At 46.2% G+C, this 22,330-nt stretch carries 16 protein-coding genes; 1 reads left to right on the plus strand and 15 read right to left on the minus strand.

What is annotated here, in order from left to right; genetic code table 11:
- Window positions 1–194: 194 nt before the first annotated feature.
- Both HMPREF9625_RS03740 and HMPREF9625_RS03745 read right to left on the minus strand, forming a co-directional pair.
- On the minus strand, window positions 195–1,388 hold the full coding sequence (locus HMPREF9625_RS03740) for a N5-glutamine methyltransferase family protein (RefSeq protein WP_242822682.1): 1,194 nt from the start codon (window positions 1,386–1,388) through the stop codon (window positions 195–197).
- Window positions 1,389–1,526: 138 nt separating this feature from the next.
- Window positions 1,527–2,474, minus strand: coding sequence for a DUF1385 domain-containing protein (locus HMPREF9625_RS03745; protein WP_009535675.1), 948 nt, complete (start codon window positions 2,472–2,474; stop codon window positions 1,527–1,529).
- A 215-nt stretch (window positions 2,475–2,689) separates the two neighbouring features.
- Here HMPREF9625_RS03745 and HMPREF9625_RS11315 point away from each other — a divergent pair, with 215 nt between their 5' ends.
- The gene (locus HMPREF9625_RS11315; RefSeq protein ID WP_009538073.1) at window positions 2,690–2,965 is read left to right on the plus strand and encodes a hypothetical protein; all 276 of its coding nucleotides are present in this window, start codon (window positions 2,690–2,692) and stop codon (window positions 2,963–2,965) included.
- Between the two features lie 74 nt (window positions 2,966–3,039).
- On the opposite strand, the gene HMPREF9625_RS03750 is transcribed toward HMPREF9625_RS11315, so the two are convergent.
- From HMPREF9625_RS03750 to purF, 13 genes are all read right to left on the minus strand, one after another.
- Window positions 3,040–4,755, minus strand: a complete 1,716-nt coding sequence (locus tag HMPREF9625_RS03750) for an ABC transporter ATP-binding protein (RefSeq protein ID WP_009535676.1) — start codon at window positions 4,753–4,755, stop codon at window positions 3,040–3,042.
- Window positions 4,749–8,078, minus strand: coding sequence for an energy-coupling factor transporter ATPase (locus HMPREF9625_RS03755; RefSeq protein WP_009535677.1), 3,330 nt, complete (start codon window positions 8,076–8,078; stop codon window positions 4,749–4,751). The genes HMPREF9625_RS03750 and HMPREF9625_RS03755 overlap by 7 nt, the downstream gene beginning before the upstream one ends.
- Before the next feature lie 15 nt (window positions 8,079–8,093).
- Entirely contained in the window at window positions 8,094–8,795 is a 702-nt protein-coding gene (locus tag HMPREF9625_RS03760; RefSeq protein WP_009535678.1) for an energy-coupling factor transporter transmembrane component T, read from the minus strand.
- The gene (locus HMPREF9625_RS03765; RefSeq protein ID WP_009538088.1) at window positions 8,795–9,430 is read right to left on the minus strand and encodes an MptD family putative ECF transporter S component; all 636 of its coding nucleotides are present in this window, start codon (window positions 9,428–9,430) and stop codon (window positions 8,795–8,797) included. The genes HMPREF9625_RS03760 and HMPREF9625_RS03765 overlap by 1 nt, the downstream gene beginning before the upstream one ends.
- A gap of 145 nt (window positions 9,431–9,575) precedes the next feature.
- On the minus strand, window positions 9,576–10,517 hold the full coding sequence (locus HMPREF9625_RS03770; RefSeq protein ID WP_009535680.1) for a helix-turn-helix domain-containing protein: 942 nt from the start codon (window positions 10,515–10,517) through the stop codon (window positions 9,576–9,578).
- A gap of 215 nt (window positions 10,518–10,732) precedes the next feature.
- A complete protein-coding gene (gene rpmE, locus HMPREF9625_RS03775; RefSeq protein ID WP_009428743.1) occupies window positions 10,733–10,936 on the minus strand; it encodes a 50S ribosomal protein L31 in 204 nt (67 codons plus the stop codon).
- A gap of 203 nt (window positions 10,937–11,139) precedes the next feature.
- On the minus strand, window positions 11,140–12,603 hold the full coding sequence (guaB, locus tag HMPREF9625_RS03780) for an IMP dehydrogenase (protein WP_009535681.1): 1,464 nt from the start codon (window positions 12,601–12,603) through the stop codon (window positions 11,140–11,142).
- 137 nt (window positions 12,604–12,740) lie between these two features.
- Window positions 12,741–13,985: a phosphoribosylamine--glycine ligase gene (gene purD / locus HMPREF9625_RS03785; protein WP_009535682.1), complete on the minus strand. Its 1,245-nt coding sequence runs from the start codon at window positions 13,983–13,985 to the stop codon at window positions 12,741–12,743.
- Window positions 13,986–14,122: 137 nt separating this feature from the next.
- Window positions 14,123–15,640, minus strand: coding sequence for a bifunctional phosphoribosylaminoimidazolecarboxamide formyltransferase/IMP cyclohydrolase (purH, locus tag HMPREF9625_RS03790; RefSeq protein WP_009535683.1), 1,518 nt, complete (start codon window positions 15,638–15,640; stop codon window positions 14,123–14,125).
- A complete protein-coding gene (gene purN / locus HMPREF9625_RS03795; protein ID WP_009535684.1) occupies window positions 15,637–16,239 on the minus strand; it encodes a phosphoribosylglycinamide formyltransferase in 603 nt (200 codons plus the stop codon). The genes purH and purN overlap by 4 nt, the downstream gene beginning before the upstream one ends.
- The gene (locus HMPREF9625_RS03800; protein ID WP_009535685.1) at window positions 16,236–19,907 is read right to left on the minus strand and encodes a phosphoribosylformylglycinamidine synthase; all 3,672 of its coding nucleotides are present in this window, start codon (window positions 19,905–19,907) and stop codon (window positions 16,236–16,238) included. The genes purN and HMPREF9625_RS03800 overlap by 4 nt, the downstream gene beginning before the upstream one ends.
- A gap of 123 nt (window positions 19,908–20,030) precedes the next feature.
- Window positions 20,031–21,047 carry a phosphoribosylformylglycinamidine cyclo-ligase gene (gene purM, locus HMPREF9625_RS03805; protein ID WP_009535686.1) on the minus strand — a complete coding sequence of 339 codons (1,017 nt, stop codon included), beginning with the start codon at window positions 21,045–21,047 and terminating at the stop codon, window positions 20,031–20,033.
- Window positions 21,038–22,327 carry an amidophosphoribosyltransferase gene (gene purF / locus HMPREF9625_RS03810; RefSeq protein WP_009535687.1) on the minus strand — a complete coding sequence of 430 codons (1,290 nt, stop codon included), beginning with the start codon at window positions 22,325–22,327 and terminating at the stop codon, window positions 21,038–21,040. Before purF ends, purM begins: the two co-directional genes overlap by 10 nt.
- Window positions 22,328–22,330: the final 3 nt, after the last annotated feature.

Raw genomic sequence — 22,330 nt, forward strand, 5'->3', positions numbered from 1 at the left:
ACCACATTTACCTTTTATTTCAAGGCGATATACACCTTAAAACCGTAGACTTATCATGTAGGGAAAATCCTTCTCCCACATCATAAAAGAACCTTCCTAATAGTAATGGATTGTCTAATTTGTGTCAAGGCGGAAAAACCACCTCGGACCTACAGAAAAAACACCTCAGCCCTGCAGGCAATTTCCCCGATTACCTACAGAAAAGTTCCTCGAACACCTCGGTCTCGCCCTTCATAATCTTGAAAAACTTCCACATCGAAAAAACCTTCTTTTTGGAAAATGTCTTTCACGCTAGTCCCTTGGTCATAGCCGATTTCCACATAGACTCTTCCTCCCGGAAAAAGAAAACGCTTCCCCTCCTTTGCAATTCTTCTATAAAAATCAAGGCCGTCCTCCCCTCCGTCCAGAGCTAAAGCGGGCTCATGAAGAGCAACTTCCGCATCGAGTGTTTCTATTACATCACGCCTTATATAGGGTGGATTGGAAACCAAAATGTCAAAAGCGGAAATGTCCTTTTCTTCCATAAAAGATGGAAGCGCATCAAAAAGGTCCGATTCCAGAAAATGCACGGAAGGATTAAGCCCTTGCTCTCGTATTCGATTAGGATCCGGTTCTCTTCCGCTAGAAAGCACGGAGCATTGCCATTCTTCTTTGGCACTTTCCTGTTCTAAAAAAAGCCTCCTGTAGTTCTCTTTTGCGACTTCCAGCGCTTTATCCGACTTATCGAGAAGCAGCACAGTTTTGCAGTGCAGATTTTTTGCCAGAGTGAGGCCGATACAGCCGGAACCGGTACAGAGGTCCAGAATACTAAGTGCTTTGCATCCGGCAACTCCTACACTTTCGTCTGTTAATTCTATTTTCTTACCGCTTCTCTTATCTTGCTCTCCGAGACTTTTCCATTTTTCTTCTTCCTCCAAAATGCGCTCCACAATGCACTCCGTATCTTGCCTTGGGCTAAGCACATTTTCGTTGACCAAGAAAGACAGACCGAAGAACTCTTGTCTACCGAGAATTTGAGAGAGCGGAATACGATGAAGTCGCTTTTCGAGAAAAGAGAAAAAACGGTTAAGAGCAGAATCCGGCTCTTCATCAGCAGAAGAAGAAAGCGCTAAATCTCCGGTAACTCGCGAAGACGAAAGTGCCGGCTTCTCTTCTGCTCTTTTCCTATATAAGGTAAAAACCGCCTCTCTTTTTCCTAAAAGATAGTCCTTTGTATCCAAAGAAAAGGCTTCCTGTAAAAGAAGTCTTAAGTCCAACTCTGCCTCTTCTACACCGGCTTCTTTCAGGAGAGGAAGCGCATATTTTTCCAAATCAAGAAAAGAAAAGGCAGTGCTTTGCCCTTTCTCATCTTGACTCCTTAAAAACTCTTCTTTCAGACTATTTGCCATCTTTTTTTCTTTCCCGTCTTCTCTCAAACCCTGTCCTTCTCTCCGGCAATTTCTGTATCAAGTATTGCCCAAGCCCGATATTTTTCACCTACTTTTATCAAGTTTCATCCACTTTTTCATCAAAAACTTGCACTTCCTTTATGGCTTTTCCGAAAAATGCTCCTTCTGAAAAGCTCTCCAGTCAAAGACCTTTTCCACAGCAGCAATGGCTACTTCCACCTCTTCGGCATCAGGCTCTTTCGTCGTCAGGCCCTGCATCCACATACCGGGGATAAAGAGAATGCGCGTTAAAGCATTGTCCACCATACCCACAAGGCGAAGTACTTCATAGCTGATGCCGGCAATCACGGGAATAAGAAGAAGACGCGCCAAAACTTTCATCCACAGACCGTCAAATTGCAAGAACATAAAGAGAAAAATGGAAATCATCATCACATAAACGATGAAACTCGTTCCGCAGCGTTTATGCTCTTTGGAGGAAAGAAGAACATTTTCCACGGTTAAATCAAGACCATGCTCCACACAATTGATACATTTATGCTCCGCTCCGTGATACTCAAAGGTTCTTCGGATGTCCTTCGCCCGAGAAATCAACTTGATATAAATAATAAATATGAGGATACGAAGCAGTCCCTCCAAAAAGGCGAGCATCGGTGCAATCGGGAGGACTGTCTTTAAGAAATTCAGCAATATGGTCGGGAGTGCTACAAAAATAAAAATTGCAGCAGCAAAGGAGAAGACCATCACAAGAGCCGATAAGACCTGCTCAAGCTTATCGCCAAAGATTTTACCCATTGCTTTTTCAATAGCTCCCGGTTCCGAGCCTTCATCATCCTCATAAAAACTTGCACTGTGACTTAAGCATTTCATTCCCAAAGCCATGGAGTCGTAAAAAGAAATGATTCCTCTTAAAAAGGGGAGCTTCAAAAAAGGATATTTATCCGTAAGGGAAAGGTACTCGCTTTCCATAACGTCGATTTCTCCGCTTGGCTTCCGAACCGCAACGGAGTATTTCTCTCCGTTTTTCATCATGATGCCTTCTATTACAGCCTGACCGCCTATTCCGCTATATACCTGTTTACTCAATCTTTTCCTCTTTTCTATTTTACTTACACTTTTTTCTATTTTACTTACACTTTTATAAATCTATTTACTTTATAATTCTACCTATACTCTGTAAGCAACGGGTATGCTGTACAACTTCTTATGCATTTGGTTCTATCTGTTCCTATCATTCTAATGATACTTCTTCCTTCATACAATATAGTCAAGCCATACTATCTCTATTTTATGAAAAAGAAGTGAACAAAGAAAGAATCGGCGCAAGAAAAAATCGAACAAAAAAAGCAGAGCCAAAGCCGGTGCTACTAAGGGATTTCCACGCCTGTCCCTTTGCTTTGAAAATAGCTCTAATCTTTCTTGTCCTTGGCGTAAAACTCATTGAAAATATTGATGAATGGTGTCATGTCGTTTTCTGCCTGATCATCGCTGTCTGCACCGTTATTAATGGCGTACTTCTGAAGGATTGTATTCTGAGACAAGATTTGTCAAGGGGGTTTTCTCCCAAAAATCAATAGTAAAGGACAAGGCAGTGCACGCAAAAAGGGTGCTGCCTTGTCCTTTAACCAATAACATATGACAGATGATCTTATTAGCTTCCCGCCTGCAGCCTTACCATATTGCTGAAAATACCACCATGCTTCATCAACTCTTCCGGTCTGCCCTGTTCTGCAACCTTGCCATCTTCTAGCACCACGATTTTGTCTGCCCCTGCCACAGTACGCATACGGTGAGCAATCACGAGTACAGTTTTGTCGCGCAGAAGTTCAGATAACGCCTCCTGCACCATGCTTTCATTTTCTACATCCATAGATGCGGTAGCTTCATCCAGAATAATGACCGGCGCATCCTTCAAAATCGCACGGGCGATGGAAATTCGCTGGCGTTCGCCACCGGAAAGGGTACAGCCGTTTTCTCCGATTCTGCTTTGATACCCCTCAGGCAAGCGGGAGACAAATTCCTCACACCTTGCTGCTTTAGCAGCTTTTATCACTTCCTCATCCGTGGCGTTTTGCCGACCAAGCCGGATATTTTCCATTATGGTATTGTCAAACAGGGTAACATCCTGAAAAACAATGGAGTAGTTTCGATACAACACCTCCGGCTCTATGGTCGTTACATCCACGCCGCCGAGCAGAACCTTTCCCTTATCTGCATCCCAAAAGCGGGCTGCCAATCGGGATACGGTTGATTTTCCACTGCCGGAATGTCCTACAAGCGCAGTAATTTCCCCCTGCTTTGCTACAAAGGAAACGCCTTTCAACACAGGGGTATCCTTATAGGAAAATTCCACATTGGAAAATTCAATATCAAAGCCTTGATTATTGCATACATTCGCACCGGTCTGTTCCGAAGTAGCCTCCATTTCTTTTGTCCGGCGGATACTGACCAGTGCGGAGAACATTTCAGCCATCAGCATGAAGCAGGAGCCAAACGGCTCATAAATCCTGCCTGCTATCAGCAGATAAAGCAGGAACATATTAACAGAGAGGCTTCCCTGTGTCATTAAAACCCCGCCTACAAGCAACACCGTCACCAGGCCGAAGCGAAGGACAAACTGTGCAAGCGTAACTACTGTACCGGGAACAAGCTCATTGCGAAATGCACACGCAATTACATTGTCCAGTTTTTTTCTTACTCCGGCTAAATATTCCTGCTCCGTTCCAGAAGAACGAAGTTCAGAAACTACATCAAGATACTCCTGCACACCGTCATAAGCGGCACGATAGGCATCGTAATTCTTTTCCTCCGCATTCTGCTGCATCCTTCTTCCGGCAAATACAATCACACCGGCAACAGGAACGGGAAGGACAATGCAAAGTCCCATACGCCAATCGACACAGAGCAGGCAGGCGGAAACCACAAGGAACATCACGATTGTTCCAAACAGCCCCGGAACTGCATTTGAGAATATCCGTTCCAGTTTTGAGCAGTCACCCATCATCGTGGACGTAAGGTCGGAAAGGTCACGCTGCCCAAAGAAAGAGAGCGGAAGCCGCCGCAGCTTTTCTGCCAGAGTAATTCGCCGGTTTGCGCTTTCTCGATAGGCAACCGTATAGGTAAGATGGTACTGCACCCATTGTGTTAAAAAGATAATTCCACAAAGCCCTATTGCCATCAGCAAAATGACATCTGACCGGAGGGTAAAACCTTCGCCGCCACATATTTTATCTAAAAGCGCCATCGTTACCATCATTAAAAGCGAAACGGGAGCCATAATCGCTAAATTGGAAATCGCTGTGGCAGCGATACCCCTTTTCAGTTCACGCACTCCGTCATCGCTCAATCCGAGTAAATTCTTCAGCATGATGCAGCCTCCTGTTCCTGCCCGCTTTTCAGGGCATCATGGTGCACCCCTGCGGTGTTTCCTGCGTTATCCATCTGCCAGCGAATTGACTTCTGATATTCTGTCCACATACGGGCATATTCGCCCTGTCTTGCAGCTAATTCCTCATGTCTGCCGTACTCCGCTATCTGTCCGCCCTTCATCACGATGATTTGGTCTGCATCGGTAATGGTAGAGAGACGGTGCGCAATCATAATTACCGTTTTGTTTTTTGTCAGTTCTTTCAATGCCTGTTGAATCTGTGCTTCATTTTCCGGGTCTGCAAAAGCGGTGGCCTCGTCCAAAACGATGATAGGGGCATCCTTCAATATTGCTCTCGCAATAGCGAGCCGCTGTATTTCGCCACCGGAAAGATATACACCTTTTCCTCCAATCATCGTATGGATTCCATCGGGGAGTTTTTCGAGAATATCATCACATCCAGCTAAATGCAGAGCGTTCAAAATATCCTCTGCGGCTGCGTTCTTTTTCCCGCCCCGGACATTTTCTTCAATGCTTGCTTTCAGCAGCTTTGGATTTTGAAATACAAAGGCAACTCTTTCCATCAACGCCTTCCTGTTCATGGAAGAAAGTGCTACGCCTCCGATGGAAATGCACCCCTCCTGAATATCATAAAACCGTGGAATTAAAGAGCCTATGGTACTTTTGCCTGAGCCGGAATGTCCTACCAAAGCAGTCACGGTTCCGCCTTTCGCAAGGAAGCTGACATCGGAAATGGCAGGGCCCTCGCCTGTAGGATAAGTAAAAGTCACATGGTCGAATCTTACATCATTACCCTGCGGCAGTTTGAACTCTCTTGGCTCTGCCTGCTCCCTTGTCAGCAGGATTTCATCAATGCGCCGCATGGATTCCACAGCCTGCATCTTGTAGTTGGTCAAATACATCAATTTGTTCAGCATAGCTGCACAGGCAGGTGCAAAAATCAAATAGAATAAAAAGTTTTGTGCAAATGTTTCCAAATCTGCCGCGGCTGCCATACCAATCAAGGCTGCCGGGATCAAGGCAAGAAACGAGGAGTTTACCACAGTATTAAACGCCACATACCCCGGCTTGCAGGCCATCGTATAGGCTAAGGCGTCATCCCGGTAGGCATGGATGGCTTCTTTGAAACGGCGCAGCGAATGAACGGACTGACCAAAGATTTTAATGACGGAAATTCCTCTGACGTACTCCACCGCTTCATGGCTCATGTCCTCTTGCGCATCCTGATAGCGTTTCATAAAATTCATGGTTTCTTCACCCATCATAGACATTTGAAACGCAAAACCGATCATCATAAGCACCAGCACAGGAAGTCCAATCCGCCAGTCAACCGCAAGCATGAGAAGCGCCGCAGCAGCCATAGACACCTGTGCCCCTACGAGGTCAGGAAGCTGATGTGCCAGATAGCTTTCTGTCTGTTTACTGTTTTCATCTATGATTTTCCGCAGTTTTCCGCTGTTGTTTTCTTCAAAATATCCCAGAGGCAGCCTTGACAGATGTTCCAATACTGCCATTTTCAAATTCTGTTCCGTATGAAAAGCAGCTTTGTGAGACAAAAGCAGGGCAATAAAATTGACAATCAAGCCTGCCAGTTCAAACCCAAGCGCCCAAAGCCCCCAATACGCCAACGCAGACGCATCTATGCTGCCGCCAAGCAGGAAATCCAAAAGCTCCCTTGCGGCAAAATAAACACAAAGAAACGGCGCTAACAGCAATAATGCACTCGCTCCGGCAAGAAGCTGGGAGAGAAAGAGCATGGGACCAAATGGAGCCGTAAATTCCAACAATCTTGGAATACCGGTTTTTTGCGGTTTTCTTATCTGTGCATCTTCTCTAAATACTTTCCACATATAGATGTTCCCCCTTTCATCTAATGGCAGGAGCTTTTTTACTTCTCCTGCATGAATATGTAAAATATGTGTGGCACAGCGGGCAATCAGCTCCGGGTCATGGGATACGATAAGAGAGCATACGGCATTCTCGTTCGCTTTTCGTATGATTTCTACAGTGCGAAGCAGATTGTCCCCATCCTGTCCGCTGGTTGGCTCATCATACAGCATGACCGGACGTCGGTTACAGATCGCTGTTGCAAGAGCAAGCCGCTGCTGCTGTCCGCCGGAAAGAGAACCGGGGTGTCTGTTTTCCAATCCCGCCAACCCTAACTCACGGAGTACCGCCTGTGCCTGTTCCTCTGTTAAAGAAGGATTGTTTAGCGTAAGCTCACCCATTACACTGTCGCTAAAAAGCTGGTGTCCTGCCTCCTGCATGACAAGGAAAGCTGTTTCCGGCAGTCTTTTGTTCGGAACTGTTTTTCCTTCTATCATAATCGTTCCGTTATGCCTGAGAAGCCCCGCAAGGCATAAACTCAGCGTGGACTTACCTGCACCGTTCTCGCCAATGACCGCAACAATCGCTCCTTTTGGAATTGCCAGGTGGCGAATATCCAATACCTGGCGCTGCCCACGGTTAAAGGTCAGACCGTGGATTTCGATTGCCGGTTCCTGATTCAAATTTCGATTCGCGGTTTCGGGCATGATATGAAGCTGCTGCGGATTGACTGCGCGAAGCCCCAAAGCAGTCCTTTCCTGCTGTGTCAGTGCATTTATTTCTTTCGGCTCGTATTCCCTGATAATCCGTCCGTTATCCATTAAGATATATCGGTCAGTCATTCCGCTAAGATACCATAGGCGATGTTCGGACATTAAAATTGTCTTTCCGTCCTCTTTCATGGTGCGAATCAGCTTTTGCAGCTTTTGTATGCTTTCCATGTCCAGATTGGACGAAGGCTCATCCAATACCACCACCTCTGGCAAGGACGCATAGACAGAGCCACAGGCAATCTGCTGTTTTTCCCCGCCGGACAGTTCAAAAATGTCCCGTTCCAGCAGTTCCTCCAAATGCAGATGATAAGCGACTTCCTCAAGCCGCTTTTTCATTTTCTCCCTTGGCATATTTTGATTTTCCAGATTAAATGCCATTTCCCCTGTGGTATCCATGTGAAAAAACTGAGTCCGTGGATTTTGAAAAACACTTCCCACAAATCTTGAGATTTTCGGCAGATCAGACGAGGGGATGTCCATGCCATGTACCCTTACAGCTCCCTGTAGGTTTCCAGCGTAAAAATGTGGTGCAAGCCCATTGACAAGACGCAGCATTGTGGTTTTTCCACAGCCGCTTTTTCCGCACAGGACAATACATTCGCCCTTTTTGATGTGCAGATTCACATCTTTTAATACTACAGAGGAAGCAGGCGTTTCCATACCCGTCTGATAGGAAAATGATACATTTTCAAATGTTACCATAAAAATCCTCCCCTCTCACCAAAGCAGATTCCATACAAGGACAATGACGGAAACTGCAACAAATATCCAATCCAGCGCCTTCATCTTCACTTCAAGGAAACTGCTTCGGGGATGGTCTTTATCAAATCCACGAGCCATAACTGCTGCGGACATTTCATCCACAATCGCCGAACTTTGCAAAAGAAACGGCACTAACATATTTTCCAGCATATACAGAGGGCGACGCAGTACATTTTTTATGGATAGAGCCATTCCACGCAGACGCATTGCCTGTGTGATGACCTGCCATTCCTCTGTCAGCGTGGGCACAAAACGAAACATGACCGCTATGGGAATAATAACCACATTTGGCAGGTGCATCGCCATAAACGCGCTGATATATTGTCCCACGGTTGAGGTTTTCGTGACAATATAAAAGGCGCCAAACAGAGGAAGCAAAAACCGAAGCACATGGCACAACAACAGGGCTGCATATTGGGGCGGGCCGGACAATCTTCCCACCACAAACAAGTCACATAAGAACATAACTGCAAATGTAATAGAAACATTCAACGCCCACCGCCACTTTTTACAAATCAGCATTGTAATACCGCAAAACAGAAGCAGGGCAATCTCCTGAATATACGTCATACCTGAAAAAGTCGAGAAGCAAGCAGCGACAAATACCGCCAGCTTGCTTCTCGGATCTAACACAGTTCTTGAATTTTTCTGCGTCATTACGCAACAATACCGGCTTTCACAAAATGCTTGGTCAGAATACGCTTACCGAACAGACCGCCCAGAAGTCCGCCCAACAGAGCCAGTGCAATGAATACTACAATAATCCAATTCGGAGTCAGAGAATCGAGTGTAGCAGCATACTCAGCCCCATAATATGTAGTGCAGATGGAAAGAAACGCATCTTTCGCAATCAAAATTGCAAAGAACGGGCCCATCGAGGTCAGGTTAAACACACAGTAGCTTGCGATAAGAGCTTTGGCAGAATTGCGGCGTTTTCCGGCTACGATAAGTTCTGCTATCACGCCCCATACGATAGCGGCAATCAGCGGATAAAATGTAGCCATAGAGGTAATCAGTCCTACAAGCACAGCGAGAATAAAAATAGAGCCGGTGCGGGGGACTTTCAATGAATACAGCATATACACCGAGCCTAATATAATGCCGGCAATCAGCGGTGTTGCCAGATAGAGTATTGGAACGATAGGCAGTATCATTGACGACAATACAGTGAGCAGGACAAGGTAGATTGCTCCGAATGCACCTGCGGAAATTAAGTCTTTTGTAGTAAGTTTTGTTTTCATAACGACACCTTCGCTTTCTTGAAAATGGCAGGGGATTCCAAGCCATTTCATTTTTACGTAGTATGCAGTTAGCATCTGCTAACCACAACACATTTTAACCGAGAAACGATTGCTTCATCTACCCCGAAAAGTCGCAGCAATACAAAAATAATCCAAAAGGTCAAAGAAAATGGAGTGCCATACATGACACTCCAATCTATTGTTCTTCATTCTGTTTTCGATATTCCAAAGGTCTCTTTCCCATGACGGAGAAAAACGCCTCTGTAAACTTACTTGGATTCTGATACCCCATTGCCGCCGCAATTTCGATTACACGCTGCTTTGTTTCCAACAGCAATTTTGCAGCTATGTGCATCTTATATCTTTTCAAATAGACATAAGGGGTTTCGCCATAAACCTGTTTGAAGCTGGTTTTCAGTTGCGTCAGGCTGATTTCATGCTCTGCCGCCAGCTCCTTGAGGCTGACAGAATGTTCCAAATCTTCAATCAGATGGTTCCTGACATGTTTAATTTTTTCAGTCAATGGTTTCGCCATATATTCGTGATTTTCTTCCAGAACAGTCTGCCTGGCCTGGAAATGATACAGCAGCTCCAATATTTTCAGGCGCAAATATGGCAACTCCGGTTGAGTAAGGCTACGATACAATTCTCTGTATATATGTTCCACATTCTCATTACGTCGAAACACCATACAACGAGTATCCAGGGAATATTTCCTGGTCAAAATATCTGTATCTATGCCGAAGCTGTTCAATTCCGGTACTGTTTTGCATAGCCGTGGATAAAGAATTATGGTGGAACCGGAGTAATAATTCAAAGGGAAGGATGAGGCAATGGGAGAATGTAAAACATTATTGATTGCAATATCGCCTTCACCCATATACGCACAGTTTCTGTTGTCAAAAACACATTCAAACCGCCCTTTGAAGCAATGGTTTATGCTGATGACATCCTGCTCCATACCATCCTGATAACAGGTTTCACTTTCAAAAGTTGTTATCATCAGTTGAACACCGGGAAACACATCATACAAATGAATATCCGCCCTTCCGTTCTTCATAGGATAAATGATGTCCGTAATGAAGGCTTCCTCTCGCCTTATTATTTCCTTATCTATCAAATATTTTAATTCCTGCATTGTGCTCTCCTTGTTTTGAGAGATTGTGTTCTTAATTCTTGGGTTAGATATAACTAATCTCCTGACAATGATTATAGTGCCTTTTGCAGGCAAATTCGATACCGCACAAGCATTTTAAGAAAGCAAAGTTACTATAGAGTCAAAATAATACTATAACTCTTTTATGAAAAAGTAGTGAATAAAAAAAGCAGAGCCAAAGCCCTGCTCTTTTCATCTTATTGCTGAATTCCAAAACGCTTATTGAACTTATCAATTCTACCCTTAGCAGCTGCTGCCTTCTGGTTTCCTGTGTAGAACGGATGGCACTTGGAGCAAATTTCCACGTGAATTTCCGGCTTTGTGGAACCGGTTACGAAGGTGTTTCCACAGTTGCAGGTTACGGTTGCCTGGTAGTAGCTTGGATGAATGTCTTCTCTCATAATTTCCCTCTTTCTGCATGGTTTCCAACCATGCGCATTCGTCTATCCGCAATCGGATTACTTGGTTTTCATAAAGCTAAATCGTTTTAGCCAAAATACGATACCACAGAAAAGAAAAAGACGCAAGAGTTGTTTTCATATTCTCTTGTTTTCATATTCTCTTGTTTTCATATTTTCATATTCTCTTGTTTTCCGCCTTGGCCTTAGATGGAATCCGAAGAATAATTCGGTGCCTCTTTCGTGATATGAATATCGTGCGGGTGAGATTCCTTCAAGGACGCGGAGGAAATCTTTACAAACTCGGAAGTTTCCTGCAAGGTCGGAATGTCCTTTGCTCCGCAGTAGCCCATACCGGCGCGGAGTCCTCCGACATACTGGAAAATAGTATCCTCCACCTTGCCCTTATAGGCTACTCTTCCTTCCACGCCTTCCGGAACCAGCTTCTTCGCTCCGGCCTGGAAGTAACGGTCAGAAGAACCGTTTTTCTGCTTCATGGCGCCAATGGATCCCATTCCGCGGTAAACCTTATATTTTCTTCCTTGGAAAAGTTCGAACTCACCGGGTGCTTCATCGCAGCCTGCAAATACAGAGCCCATCATAACCGAGGAGCCTCCTGCAGCAAGGGCCTTCGTCACATCTCCGGAATACTGAATTCCGCCGTCTGCAATAATGGGGATTCCGTATTCTTTGGCAACAGCATAGGCGTCCATTACTGCGGAAATCTGCGGTACACCGATTCCGGCAACCACTCGGGTTGTACAAATGGAACCCGGTCCGATTCCGATTTTAATACAATCCGCACCGGCTTCAATCAATGCCTTGGTTGCCTCTTTAGTTGCCACATTTCCAGCAATCACCGAAAGATCCGGAAATTTTTCCTTCAAACTGCGAACGCAGGTAATGACATTTTGGGAATGGCCATGGGCCGAATCCAGTACAATGACATCCACATGCGCATTAATGAGCTCTTGTGCTCTGTCCAAGACATCCATGGTAATCCCGATAGCTGCTCCGCAAAGAAGTCTTCCCTGCTTATCCTTCGCCGCATTGGGATATTTAATCTGCTTCTCAATATCTTTGATGGTAATGAGACCCTTTAAATTCCCTGCATCATCCACAATGGGGAGCTTTTCCACCTTGGCACGAGCCAAAATGGACTTAGCCTCCTCTAGGGTTGTTCCTTCCTTTGCGGTGACCAGATTTTCCGAGGTCATGCAGGCGGAAATCGGACGATTAAAGTCTTCTTCAAAAACAAGATCTCGGTTCGTAATGATGCCGATGAGCTTCTTTCCTTCCGTAATCGGCACACCGGAAATCTTAAACTTCGCCATTAAGTCGTTGGCATCCTTCAGAGTATGGTCCTTGGTCAAGAAAAACGGGTCGGTAATGACCCCATTTTCCGAACGCTTCACCATGTCTACTTCTTCCGCTTGGCCGGAAATCGACATGTTTTTATGAATAATACCGATTCCTCCGCATCTGGCCATCGCGATTGCCATCTGATGCTCTGTTACGGTATCCATTCCTGCAGAAATAAAAGGAATATTCAATCGGATATTCTTGGTCAAATTCGTACTTAAGTCTACCTCATTCGGAATAATATCAGAATAATGCGGAACCAGAAGTACATCATCAAATGTAATGCCTTCTCCAATGATTTTTGCCATATTTCACCTCTTTTCTTTAGCCAAATGAACCCACAGAAAAATATTTTTTCAGTACTATAGCATAGACTTTTTTGAAAAACAAACGTCGCAGCAGACTTTAGCGCAATGCCCCGAGTTCAGACCTAAAATAGCTTTTCCTATTTTACCGGAATCCCGATATCCTTCCGATAGCAGGCTCCCTCAAATTGGATTTCTCCGATATGGGCATAAATTTTTTCCCTACAGGCGGAAAGGCTGTCTCCCATTGTCGTAACGGATAACACTCTTCCTCCGTCGGAATAGGCTGCGCCATCTTCCATGATAGTATTGTTATGGTAAACAAAGACATCCGGATCGGTAATTTCTCCTGTAATTCGCTTATACTTTTCATAGGCATGGGGATAGCCCTTGGAGGTCATGACCACCGTCATACAGGTGTTTTCCGACCACTGAAAGTCTTCCTCCCGAAGACTATGAGAAATCGCCTTGTCCATAATACACAGCAAATCGCTCTCAAGACGAGGCAAAATCACTTCCGTCTCCGGATCTCCAAAACGGACGTTAAATTCCAGAATCTTCGGCTCTCCCCCCATTATCATAAATCCGATAAAAAGAATGCCGCTGTACTCCAGCTCTTCCTGCTCCAGTCCATAGGATATCTTCTTAAGAACCTTTGCAATCTTTGCCTTTAATTCCATGTTAAACAGCTCGTTGGGAGAATAACAGCCTACGCCACCGGTATTGTCTCCCAGGTCTCCGTCATAAATCCGTTTATAATCTCTCGCCGATTCCAAAGGAAATAGCTGATTTCCGGATACCACGCAAAGAAGGGATACCTCTTTTCCATCCAGAAATTCCTCTATGACCACCTTCTTCGCTTCTTCTCCGAAAATCTTTTTCACAAAAAGATCCTCTAAATACTGCTTTGCTTGTGCTGCCTCCTGAAAAATCCCGACTCCCTTTCCGGCGCAGAGCCCATCCGCCTTAATCACAAGGGGATAAGAAAAGTCCTGCAACGCCTTCACGCCTTCTTCATAAGAAAATACCGTTTTGTACCGGGCAGTGGGTAAGTCATATTTCTCCAAAAAGAGCTTCGTAAAATCCTTGCTTCCCTCTAATTGGGCCGCCTTCTTTTTTGGGCCAAAGGCCTTGATTCTCTCTTTATGGAGCATATCCACAATTCCCTCACACAGCGGTTTTTCCGGCCCGACAACAACAAAGTCAACGTACTCCTTCGCAAAGCTTACGATTTCCTCGTTACTCCCAAGGGAAAGATTCTCCGCATAGCGGGCTGTCCCCGCATTTCCCGGACAACAATACAGCTTTTCACAGAGCGGACTTTCCTGTATTTTTTTGCAGAGCGCATCTTCTCGACCGCCATTTCCCACAACCAATACCCGCATGGTCTACCTCCTATTTTAAAGTCATAGAATCTTCATTCCTCGATATCTTCATTCCACGAAATCTTAATACCTCAAAAACTTAGTTCCTTGAAATCAGAATCCCATGGAATCCACATTCCCCCAACTCTTCTTTTCTCTTAATGTCTAAAATGTCGAATATGCGTCATTACCAAAGCAATCCCGTACTGATTGCAGAGTTCAATCACCTCCGGATCCTTCACGGAGCCTCCCGGCTGGATTGCCGCACGGATGCCGTGTTTCTGCAAAAGCTCCACCGTATCGGCAAAGAAGAAGCCGTCGGAAGCAAGCACAGCCCCGGAGTGTTTGCCTTCCCCATGAGAAAGGGCATCCTCCACTGCCCAGGTACGCCGTACCTGCCCCTGACCGATTCCCAGAGTCGCGCCGTCCTTTACCAGTACAGCCCCATTGGAGGCAACCATTTTTACCGCCTTAAAGCCAAAGCAGAGATCCCGCATTTCTTCTTCCGTAGGCTTCCGCGCACTGACCACTTCCATTTCTTCCGTAAGATCCGCATCATCATAGTCCTGTACCAGAATGCCTCCCAGCACTTCTTTCACCGTCTTCTTCGGAAGGGTGAAGGAAGCTAAGTTCGGCATCACAATCACACGAAGATTTTTCTTCTCTTCCAGGATGGAAAGAGCCTCTTCCTCATAAGCCGGTGCAATCACAATTTCCATAAAGAAGGAATGCAAAACCTCTGCGATATGCTTGGTCACCGGTCGATTCAAGGCGAAAATTCCTCCGAAGAGAGAAGTTTCATCACAGGCATAGGCCTTATCAAAGGCTTCGTCAATATTTTCCCCGATTCCTATTCCGGCAGGATTGTTATGCTTTGTGCCCACCACTGCCGGCTCGGAAAATTCCTTTACAAAGCGAACCGCATTGTACATATCCGTATAATTATTGTAGGACAGCTCTTTTCCGTGAAGTTGCTTCCACTCTGCCGGATTCTCCTCGTATACCTTCTCGTAGAAAGCGGCATTCTGATGGGGATTCTCGCCATAGCGAAGACTTGTCCCCAGGCGATAGCTCAGGCTTAGGTACTCCGGATCAGACACAGAGAGTCGATTATTAAAGTATTCGGAAATCAGCGCATCGTAATAGGCGGTATAGCGGAAGGCCTTCGCCGCCATGCTTTCCCGATAGGAAAGGTCATTTCTTCCCTCCCGAAGACGAAGAAGCACCTCTTCATAATCTCCGGCATCGGTCACCACGAGGACATCCCGAAAATTCTTTGCTGCGGCACGAATCATGGAAGGTCCGCCGATATCAATATTTTCCACCTGTTCTTCTTCACTTACCCCTTCCTTCCTAAGTACCTTTTCAAAGGGATAAAGATTGTTTACCACAAGGTCAATGGAGTCAATACCCAGTTCTTCCACGGTTTTTTGATGCTTTGCATCTTCTCTTCGAAACAAAATCCCGGCATGAATACGGGGATGCAGAGTCTTCACCCTCCCATCCAAAATTTCCGGAAAGTCGGTCAGTTCGGAAACCTCCTTCACTTCCACTTCTTTTTTCATTAATTGATAGGTTCCTCCCGTGGAAATCAGCTGAAAGCCTAAATCCTTTAAGCCTTTACAAAATTCCACTATGCCGTTCTTGTCAAAAACACTGATTAATGCTGTCTTCATACTTCCTCCCGAATAAAGGCACGTTCTCCCTGCCAAAACACCCGATCTTCCAAACACGCTCTCACTGCAGCCGGTAGAATGCGATGCTCCACTTCCAAGACCTTTCCTGCAATCTCTTCCGGACCGTCTGCTTCCAAAACGGGAACCACCTCCTGTAGTAGGATTGCCCCGCCGTCCACTACCTCACTGACAAAATGCACCGTCGCGCCGGTCCATTTCACGCCGGCACGATACACCGCTTCATGCACCCGCATCCCGTAAAACCCGGGCCCGGAGAAGGCCGGAATCAGAGAGGGATGAATATTTACAATATGCCGGGAGAAATGCCGGATAAGCTCCGGAGAGAGAATCTTCAAAAAGCCGGCGAGCACAATCCACTCCACTTCTCTCTTTTTCAACTCTTCCAAAAGCGCGCTGTCATAGTCCCCTTTCGGAAGCACCATAGTCTCTATTCCCCTTATTTTCGCTCTTTCCAGTCCATAGGCATCCCCCCGACTGCTAACCACAAGGCGGATTTCGCCGCTCTTTTCATGCACATTGTCAATAAGCGACTGTAAATCCGTTCCCCCTCCCGAAATAAATACTGCTATTTTCTTCATTTTGCTCCCTTAAAATACTGTACCCCGCTATAAAACAGATTCTGGGGATTCGGAATTCGACGATTCCGATACAGTCCCTCGCCATAGCGTTCGCTGTGTCCCATTTTTCCTAAAATCAAGCCGTCTTCCGAAACCATGCCCTCGATACCGTACAAAGAGCCGTTCGGGTTGAACTTTCCATTCAGACTTGCATTTCCGTCAAAGTCCGCATACTGGAACGCCGCAAGATGCTTCCACTTCTCAATAGATTTTCCTACGAGCTTCCCTTCGCCATGGGAAAATACCACGTCATGCATCTCTCCTATGCGGAAATGCCGGGTCCACGGACTGTTTGTATTGGAAACTCTGGTAAGGGCGGTAGTGGATACATGATGCATACAATCATTATGATACAGCGTTAAATCCTCCTCAGTTAAATCCCGAATCTCTCCATAGGGAAGTAAGCCGGATTTTAAGAGGGCCTGGAAGCCGTTACAGATTCCGAGGATGAGGCGCTTTTTCTTTAAATGCAGATGAACCGCCTCTTTAACCTTCTCATTTCTCAGGAAATTCACAATAAACTTGGCAGAGCCATCCGGTTCATCTCCACTGGAAAAGCCCCCAACAAACATCAGGATATGGGCGTCCTTTAACTTCTCCACGAACTCTTCCATGCTTTCCTTTAAATCATGCTCTCTTTTATTCCGGATAATGACCGTTTCCACCTCTGCTCCCTCCTTTTGGAAGGCGCGGGCACTGTCATACTCGCAGTTCGTTCCCGGGAAGACGGGAATCAGGACTTTCACCTGATCCACCTTTTCCTGAGAGAAAAACTCTCTTTCCGTTTCTGTAGACAGGTTCTCGCAATTTCCCTTCTCCAAATTCACATACTCCGGATAAAGTGACTCAAAGGTGCCGGTATAGACTCTCCGTAAGGTCTCCTTATCAAACGGCTCTCCATTGGCCAAAATGTCCTCTTCCACCGTTCCGATCTTACGGAAAGGCAGGTCGGTGACACCGGCTTCAAATACCATGGAGCCCGGCTGAAAGTCTGCAAGGTCTTCCATTGTGACATGAAAACCTAAGTCATTGCCCACTGCCATCTTGTAAAGGGCGGAAAATGCGGAGCCTTCCTCCAAAACATAGACGGAGCAGACCTTTTTCTCCTGAATATAGCGGTGCAGGAGATCATACTGTGCTACCGTCTCCCCGATATTTGGAAAGCCCCTCTCATCCTTAAGGACCGGCAGGAAATAAAGGGTATTCCCGCAGTTTTTCAGCTCCGGTGTAAGCACCTGATCCACCTTCACCGTACTGCAAGCAAAGGAAATCAAGGTTTCTACCACATGAAGATCATTAAAGGTACCGGACATACTGTCCTTTCCCCCGATGGCAGAGATTCCCATGGCTCTCTCGGCATGCAATGCGCCGAGCAACGCTTCCGCCGCCATGCCCCACTTCTTGCTATCTGTTCCCAGCTTTTCAAAGTACTCCTGACAGGAAAGATAGAGGGTCTTTCTGTCTCCTCCTACCGCATAGACCTTTTCCACGGAGAGAAGAACCGAATAAAGCGCGGATAAAAAGGGAGAATAGTGGGAAATCTTCGGAATAAAGCCGTAAGTCAAAACAGTCGCAATGTCACTATCAAAGCCTAAAGTGGGAAGCGCCTGTACGGAGGCCTGCACCGGGCTTAATTCTTCTTTTCCCGTAAAGGGCATTAGCACCGTTGTTGCCCCGATACTGCTGTCAAAGTTCGTAGCAAGTCCCTTCTGAGACGCCACATTTTTCTCCGAAAGCTCTTGTACTGCCTGCTCTTTATGAAAGCTCTTATGGAGAAAGGGATTCTCCTCAGGGTGATCTGTTAAAACAGCCTCTCTATGCTGCCGTACCCCGGAGGTCTCCAGGAAAGACGCCTTTAAGTCCACCACCTTTTCCTTTCCCATAAACATTTCCAGTCGATTTCGATCGGTTACCGTCGCCACATGGGCATATTCGATATTTTCCTCTTCACAGGCTTTTACGAATGAAGCGTAGTCCTTTTCCGAAACCACCACCGCCATTCTTTCCTGAGATTCACTAATCGCAATTTCCGTGGCATTTAAGCCCTGATACTTGAGAAGCACCTTGTCCAGATGAATCTCCATTCCGGGGCTGATTTCTCCGATGGCAACGGCAACCCCGCCGGCACCGAAGTCATTACATTTTTTAATCAGACGGGAGACTTCCGGACGGCGGAAAAGTCTTTGTATCTTCCGCTCTTCCGGGGCATTTCCCTTCTGTACCTGGGACGCCATGGTGTGAAGAGAGGCACTGGTATGCACCACACTGGAGCCGGATGCACCCTGAATGCCGTCCCGGCCGGTTCGACCACCGATTAACACCACAATATCTCCCGGCACAGGAAGCTCTCTTCGCACATTTTCAACCGGACTCGCCCCCACTACCGCGCCCACTTCCATGTGCTTTGCCACATAGGAATCATCATACAGTTCCCGTACAAAGCTCGTGGCAAGACCAATTTGATTTCCGTAAGAGGAATAGCCCTGCATGGCTTTCTTCGAAATCTCCGCCTGAGGAATCTTATTGGGAAGGGTCTTCTCCCGCCCTTCCAGGACATTTCCCGCTCCGCTGATCCGCATCGCCTGATAAACGAAGCTCCGTCCGGATAAGGGATCTCGAATCGCTCCGCCGATACAGGTACTGGCTCCCCCAAATGGCTCAATTTCCGTCGGATGATTGTGGGTTTCATTTTTAAACTGAATCAGCCACTGCTCTTCCTTCCCATCATGCGGGACAGTCGTAAAGAAAGAACAGGCATTGTTCTCGGAACTGACCTCCACGGTCTGATCCTTCAGAATGATCCGATGATACTTACCCACAATGGTCGCCATATCCATAAGGGTAACGGGCTTCTCCGTCCCCAGTTCTTTTCGAAGACTCAGGTATTCCTGCAGAGCCTCTTCCATTTCCTTCTGAAAATGCTCAGACTCCACGGAAATCTTATCCAGCACCGTCTCAAAGGTGGTGTGCCGACAATGGTCACTCCAGTAGCAATCCAATACATAAAGCTCCGTTTCGCTTGGGTCTCTTTCTTCTTCCCTGTAAAACTCCTGAATAAAGAGGAGGTCTTCCATCAGAAGGGAAAGATTCATCTCCGTCTTTAAAGCAGCAAGCGCTTCTGTGCTGAGCCTCCGGAAACCGCTCATATCCCGCATTTCTTTTCTTTCTGCATCCGGTGAGAAAGAAAGAACGGACATATCCTTCTCTTGGGATTCAATGGGATTTACCAAATACTTAGAAATCTTCTCCAATTCCGAGGGGCTGAGAGCACGGTCGAAAATAAGCAAGGTTCCGGAGCGCACAAATGCCTTACTTTCCGCATCCAAGAGTCGAATACACTGCATCGCACTGTCTGCCCGCTGGTCAAACTGTGCCGGCAAGGTTTCGTAAGCAAAATAAAAGCCTTCCTGAAGGGACAGCTCTTCGAAAACTTCATTCACCATCACCTCGGAAAACACGGACTGCTCCGCCCGCTTCAATACTTCTTCTTCAATAGAATACACATCATAGATTTGGTAAATGGCCGCGCTTTTCACCAAGATAGAAAGGCTGCGGAACAATTCCTCTACCAGTTTTTCCTCTTCCTGCCGGTACTGCTCTCTCTTTCGCACAAAAATACGTTTATCCATAGTCCACCTTTTCCCACATGTTAAGTGCCGGAAGTCCTCCGGCGTCTATTCAATTGTCACTTCTTCGGTGCCTACCGAATGTTCACTTTTCCTGCGTCTACTAAATGCTCACTTCTTCGGTGCCTACTGAATGGTCACTTCTCCCTTTCCTCTCACCACTTCTCCGATTCGCCGTGCCTCCGGAAGCATGGATAAAACTTTCTTCTCATCCTCTTTTCTTACAAAGAGGGTAAATCCTACCCCCATATTGAAGGTGCCGAACATTTCCTCCCGACTTAATTCTCCCCACTCCTGTAATTTACTGAAAATAGGAAGACGGGGCAAAGCGCTTTCGTCGATAAGCACAGAAAGTCCTTCCGGTAAAACCCGGGGGAGATTCTCCGGAAGTCCTCCTCCGGTAATGTGGGCCATGGCGTGTACATCTACTGCACTGAGCACGGGAAGCACTTCCCGAACATAGATGCGAGTCGGTTCCAATAAAATATCTGCTAGGCTTTTTCCGGAAATCTGCTCCTTTTCCAGGTCAAAATGCATCTTGTCAAAAATGATTTTCCGAACCAGAGAAAAACCGTTGCTGTGGATTCCGGAAGAGGGAAGTGCCAGGATAAGATCCCCTTCCTTCACTTTCTGCTTTCCGTCAATAATCTTCTCCCGATCAACAATCCCCACGGCAAATCCGGCAAGATCATAGTCCTCCTCCCGGTACACCCCGGGCATCTCCGCGGTCTCTCCGCCAATTAAAGCCGCTCCTGCCCTTTTACAGCCTTCCGCAACCCCTTCCACAATCCCTGCCATCTTCTCGGCATGGAGTTTTCCGCAGGCAATATAATCCAGGAAAAATAAGGGTTTTGCTCCCTGACAAAGAATGTCATTCACGCACATGGCCACACAGTCAATCCCGATGGTCTTATGTCTATCGAGCTTCTGCGCGAGTACCACTTTCGTTCCCACACCGTCTGTACCGGACACCAGAACAGGATGGGAAAGCTTCTCCTCTTCCAAGGAAAACAGACCTGAAAAGCCCCCCAAATCCGATAACACACCGGGAGTATAGGTCTCCTTGATGAACTTCTTAATCAGCCCCACCTCTTTATAACCCTGCTCTTTGTCAACTCCCGCCTCCTTATAGCTTAGTGCCATACCGCCTCCTCTTGGAAAATATCCACTCCTGTAAAATATTTTTCATAATAGCCCTTATTGCCGCAACAATCTTCCAGCCCCATAAGACTCAGATAATAAAGGCTGTCGCATCCAATATAGTCCCGAACCTCTTCTACCGTCTTGTTGTATCCGATAAGCTGCTCGTTCTTCGGAATATCAATGGCATAGATATCATTGGAAAGCACCTTGGGGCTGGCAACCCGGATATGGACCTCTTTCGCCCCTGCATCCTTTAAGATTTCGATGATTCTCTTTATGGTCGTCCCGCGAACGATGGAATCATCCACCAAGATGACTCGTTTATTTTTCAAATTTTCTTTTATGGCATTTAACTTGATATTGACACTGCTGACTCTCTCTTCCTGCGTGGGTTTAATGAAGGTTCTTTGAATGTAGCGATTCTTCAAAATCCCATCCACAAAGGGAATCCCCGATGCTTTCGCATAGCCTTTCGCGGAAATTAATCCGGAATCGGGAGAGCCGATAACGATATCCGCCTCTGTCGGACACTCTTGAAAGAGTCGTTCTCCCATCTTATATCGTGCCTGATAAACGCTCACACCATCGATAATGGAATCCGGACGGGCGATATAAATCATCTCAAAAAGGCAGAGATGATGGGGTTTTTGCGAAAAACGATGAACGGAATAATCCCCCTTCTCTACAAGAATCATCGCTCCGGGCTCTACATCCTCTAAAAATTCTGCATTCATCGCATCCAAGGCACAACTTTCGGAAACGGCAATGAACGTATCCTTCAGCTTCCCGAGACACATCGGTTTTATGCCGTAAGGATCTCTGGCAATCAGCATTTTCCTTTCATCAATGTAGATCAGATTATAGGTTCCCTTTAGACTTTCTATATAGTCCTGAAAGCTCTCCAAAGGACCGTTTATTTTATTCACGAGTTCGCAGAAATTAAAATTCCGATTTAAGATGGTGCCGTCCAGAGCAATCATGGAGTTTCCATGGTCTGTCTGATATACGAAGGGCATCATCGGCTCATATTTGGTATTATGGGAAAAGAGATATTTCACAAAACCGATGCCGGCCGATCCGCAGATATCTTCGATAATCTGTTGATTCAATACTTCCGAAAGCAGACCCTTTCGCTTTAATTCACAGACCCTTTGCCCCTCCATGGTGGTGATACCGAATCCCTCCTGTCCTCTGTGCTGTAAGGCATAGAGTCCCACCTCCAGAAGGTCGGTAATATCGTTCTTTTTATCAAAAGAAAAAATGCCGCACAGTCCGCTCACACT

The sequence above is a fragment of the Oribacterium parvum ACB1 genome (assembly GCF_000238055.2).
Lineage (GTDB): Bacteria > Bacillota > Clostridia > Lachnospirales > Lachnospiraceae > Oribacterium > Oribacterium parvum.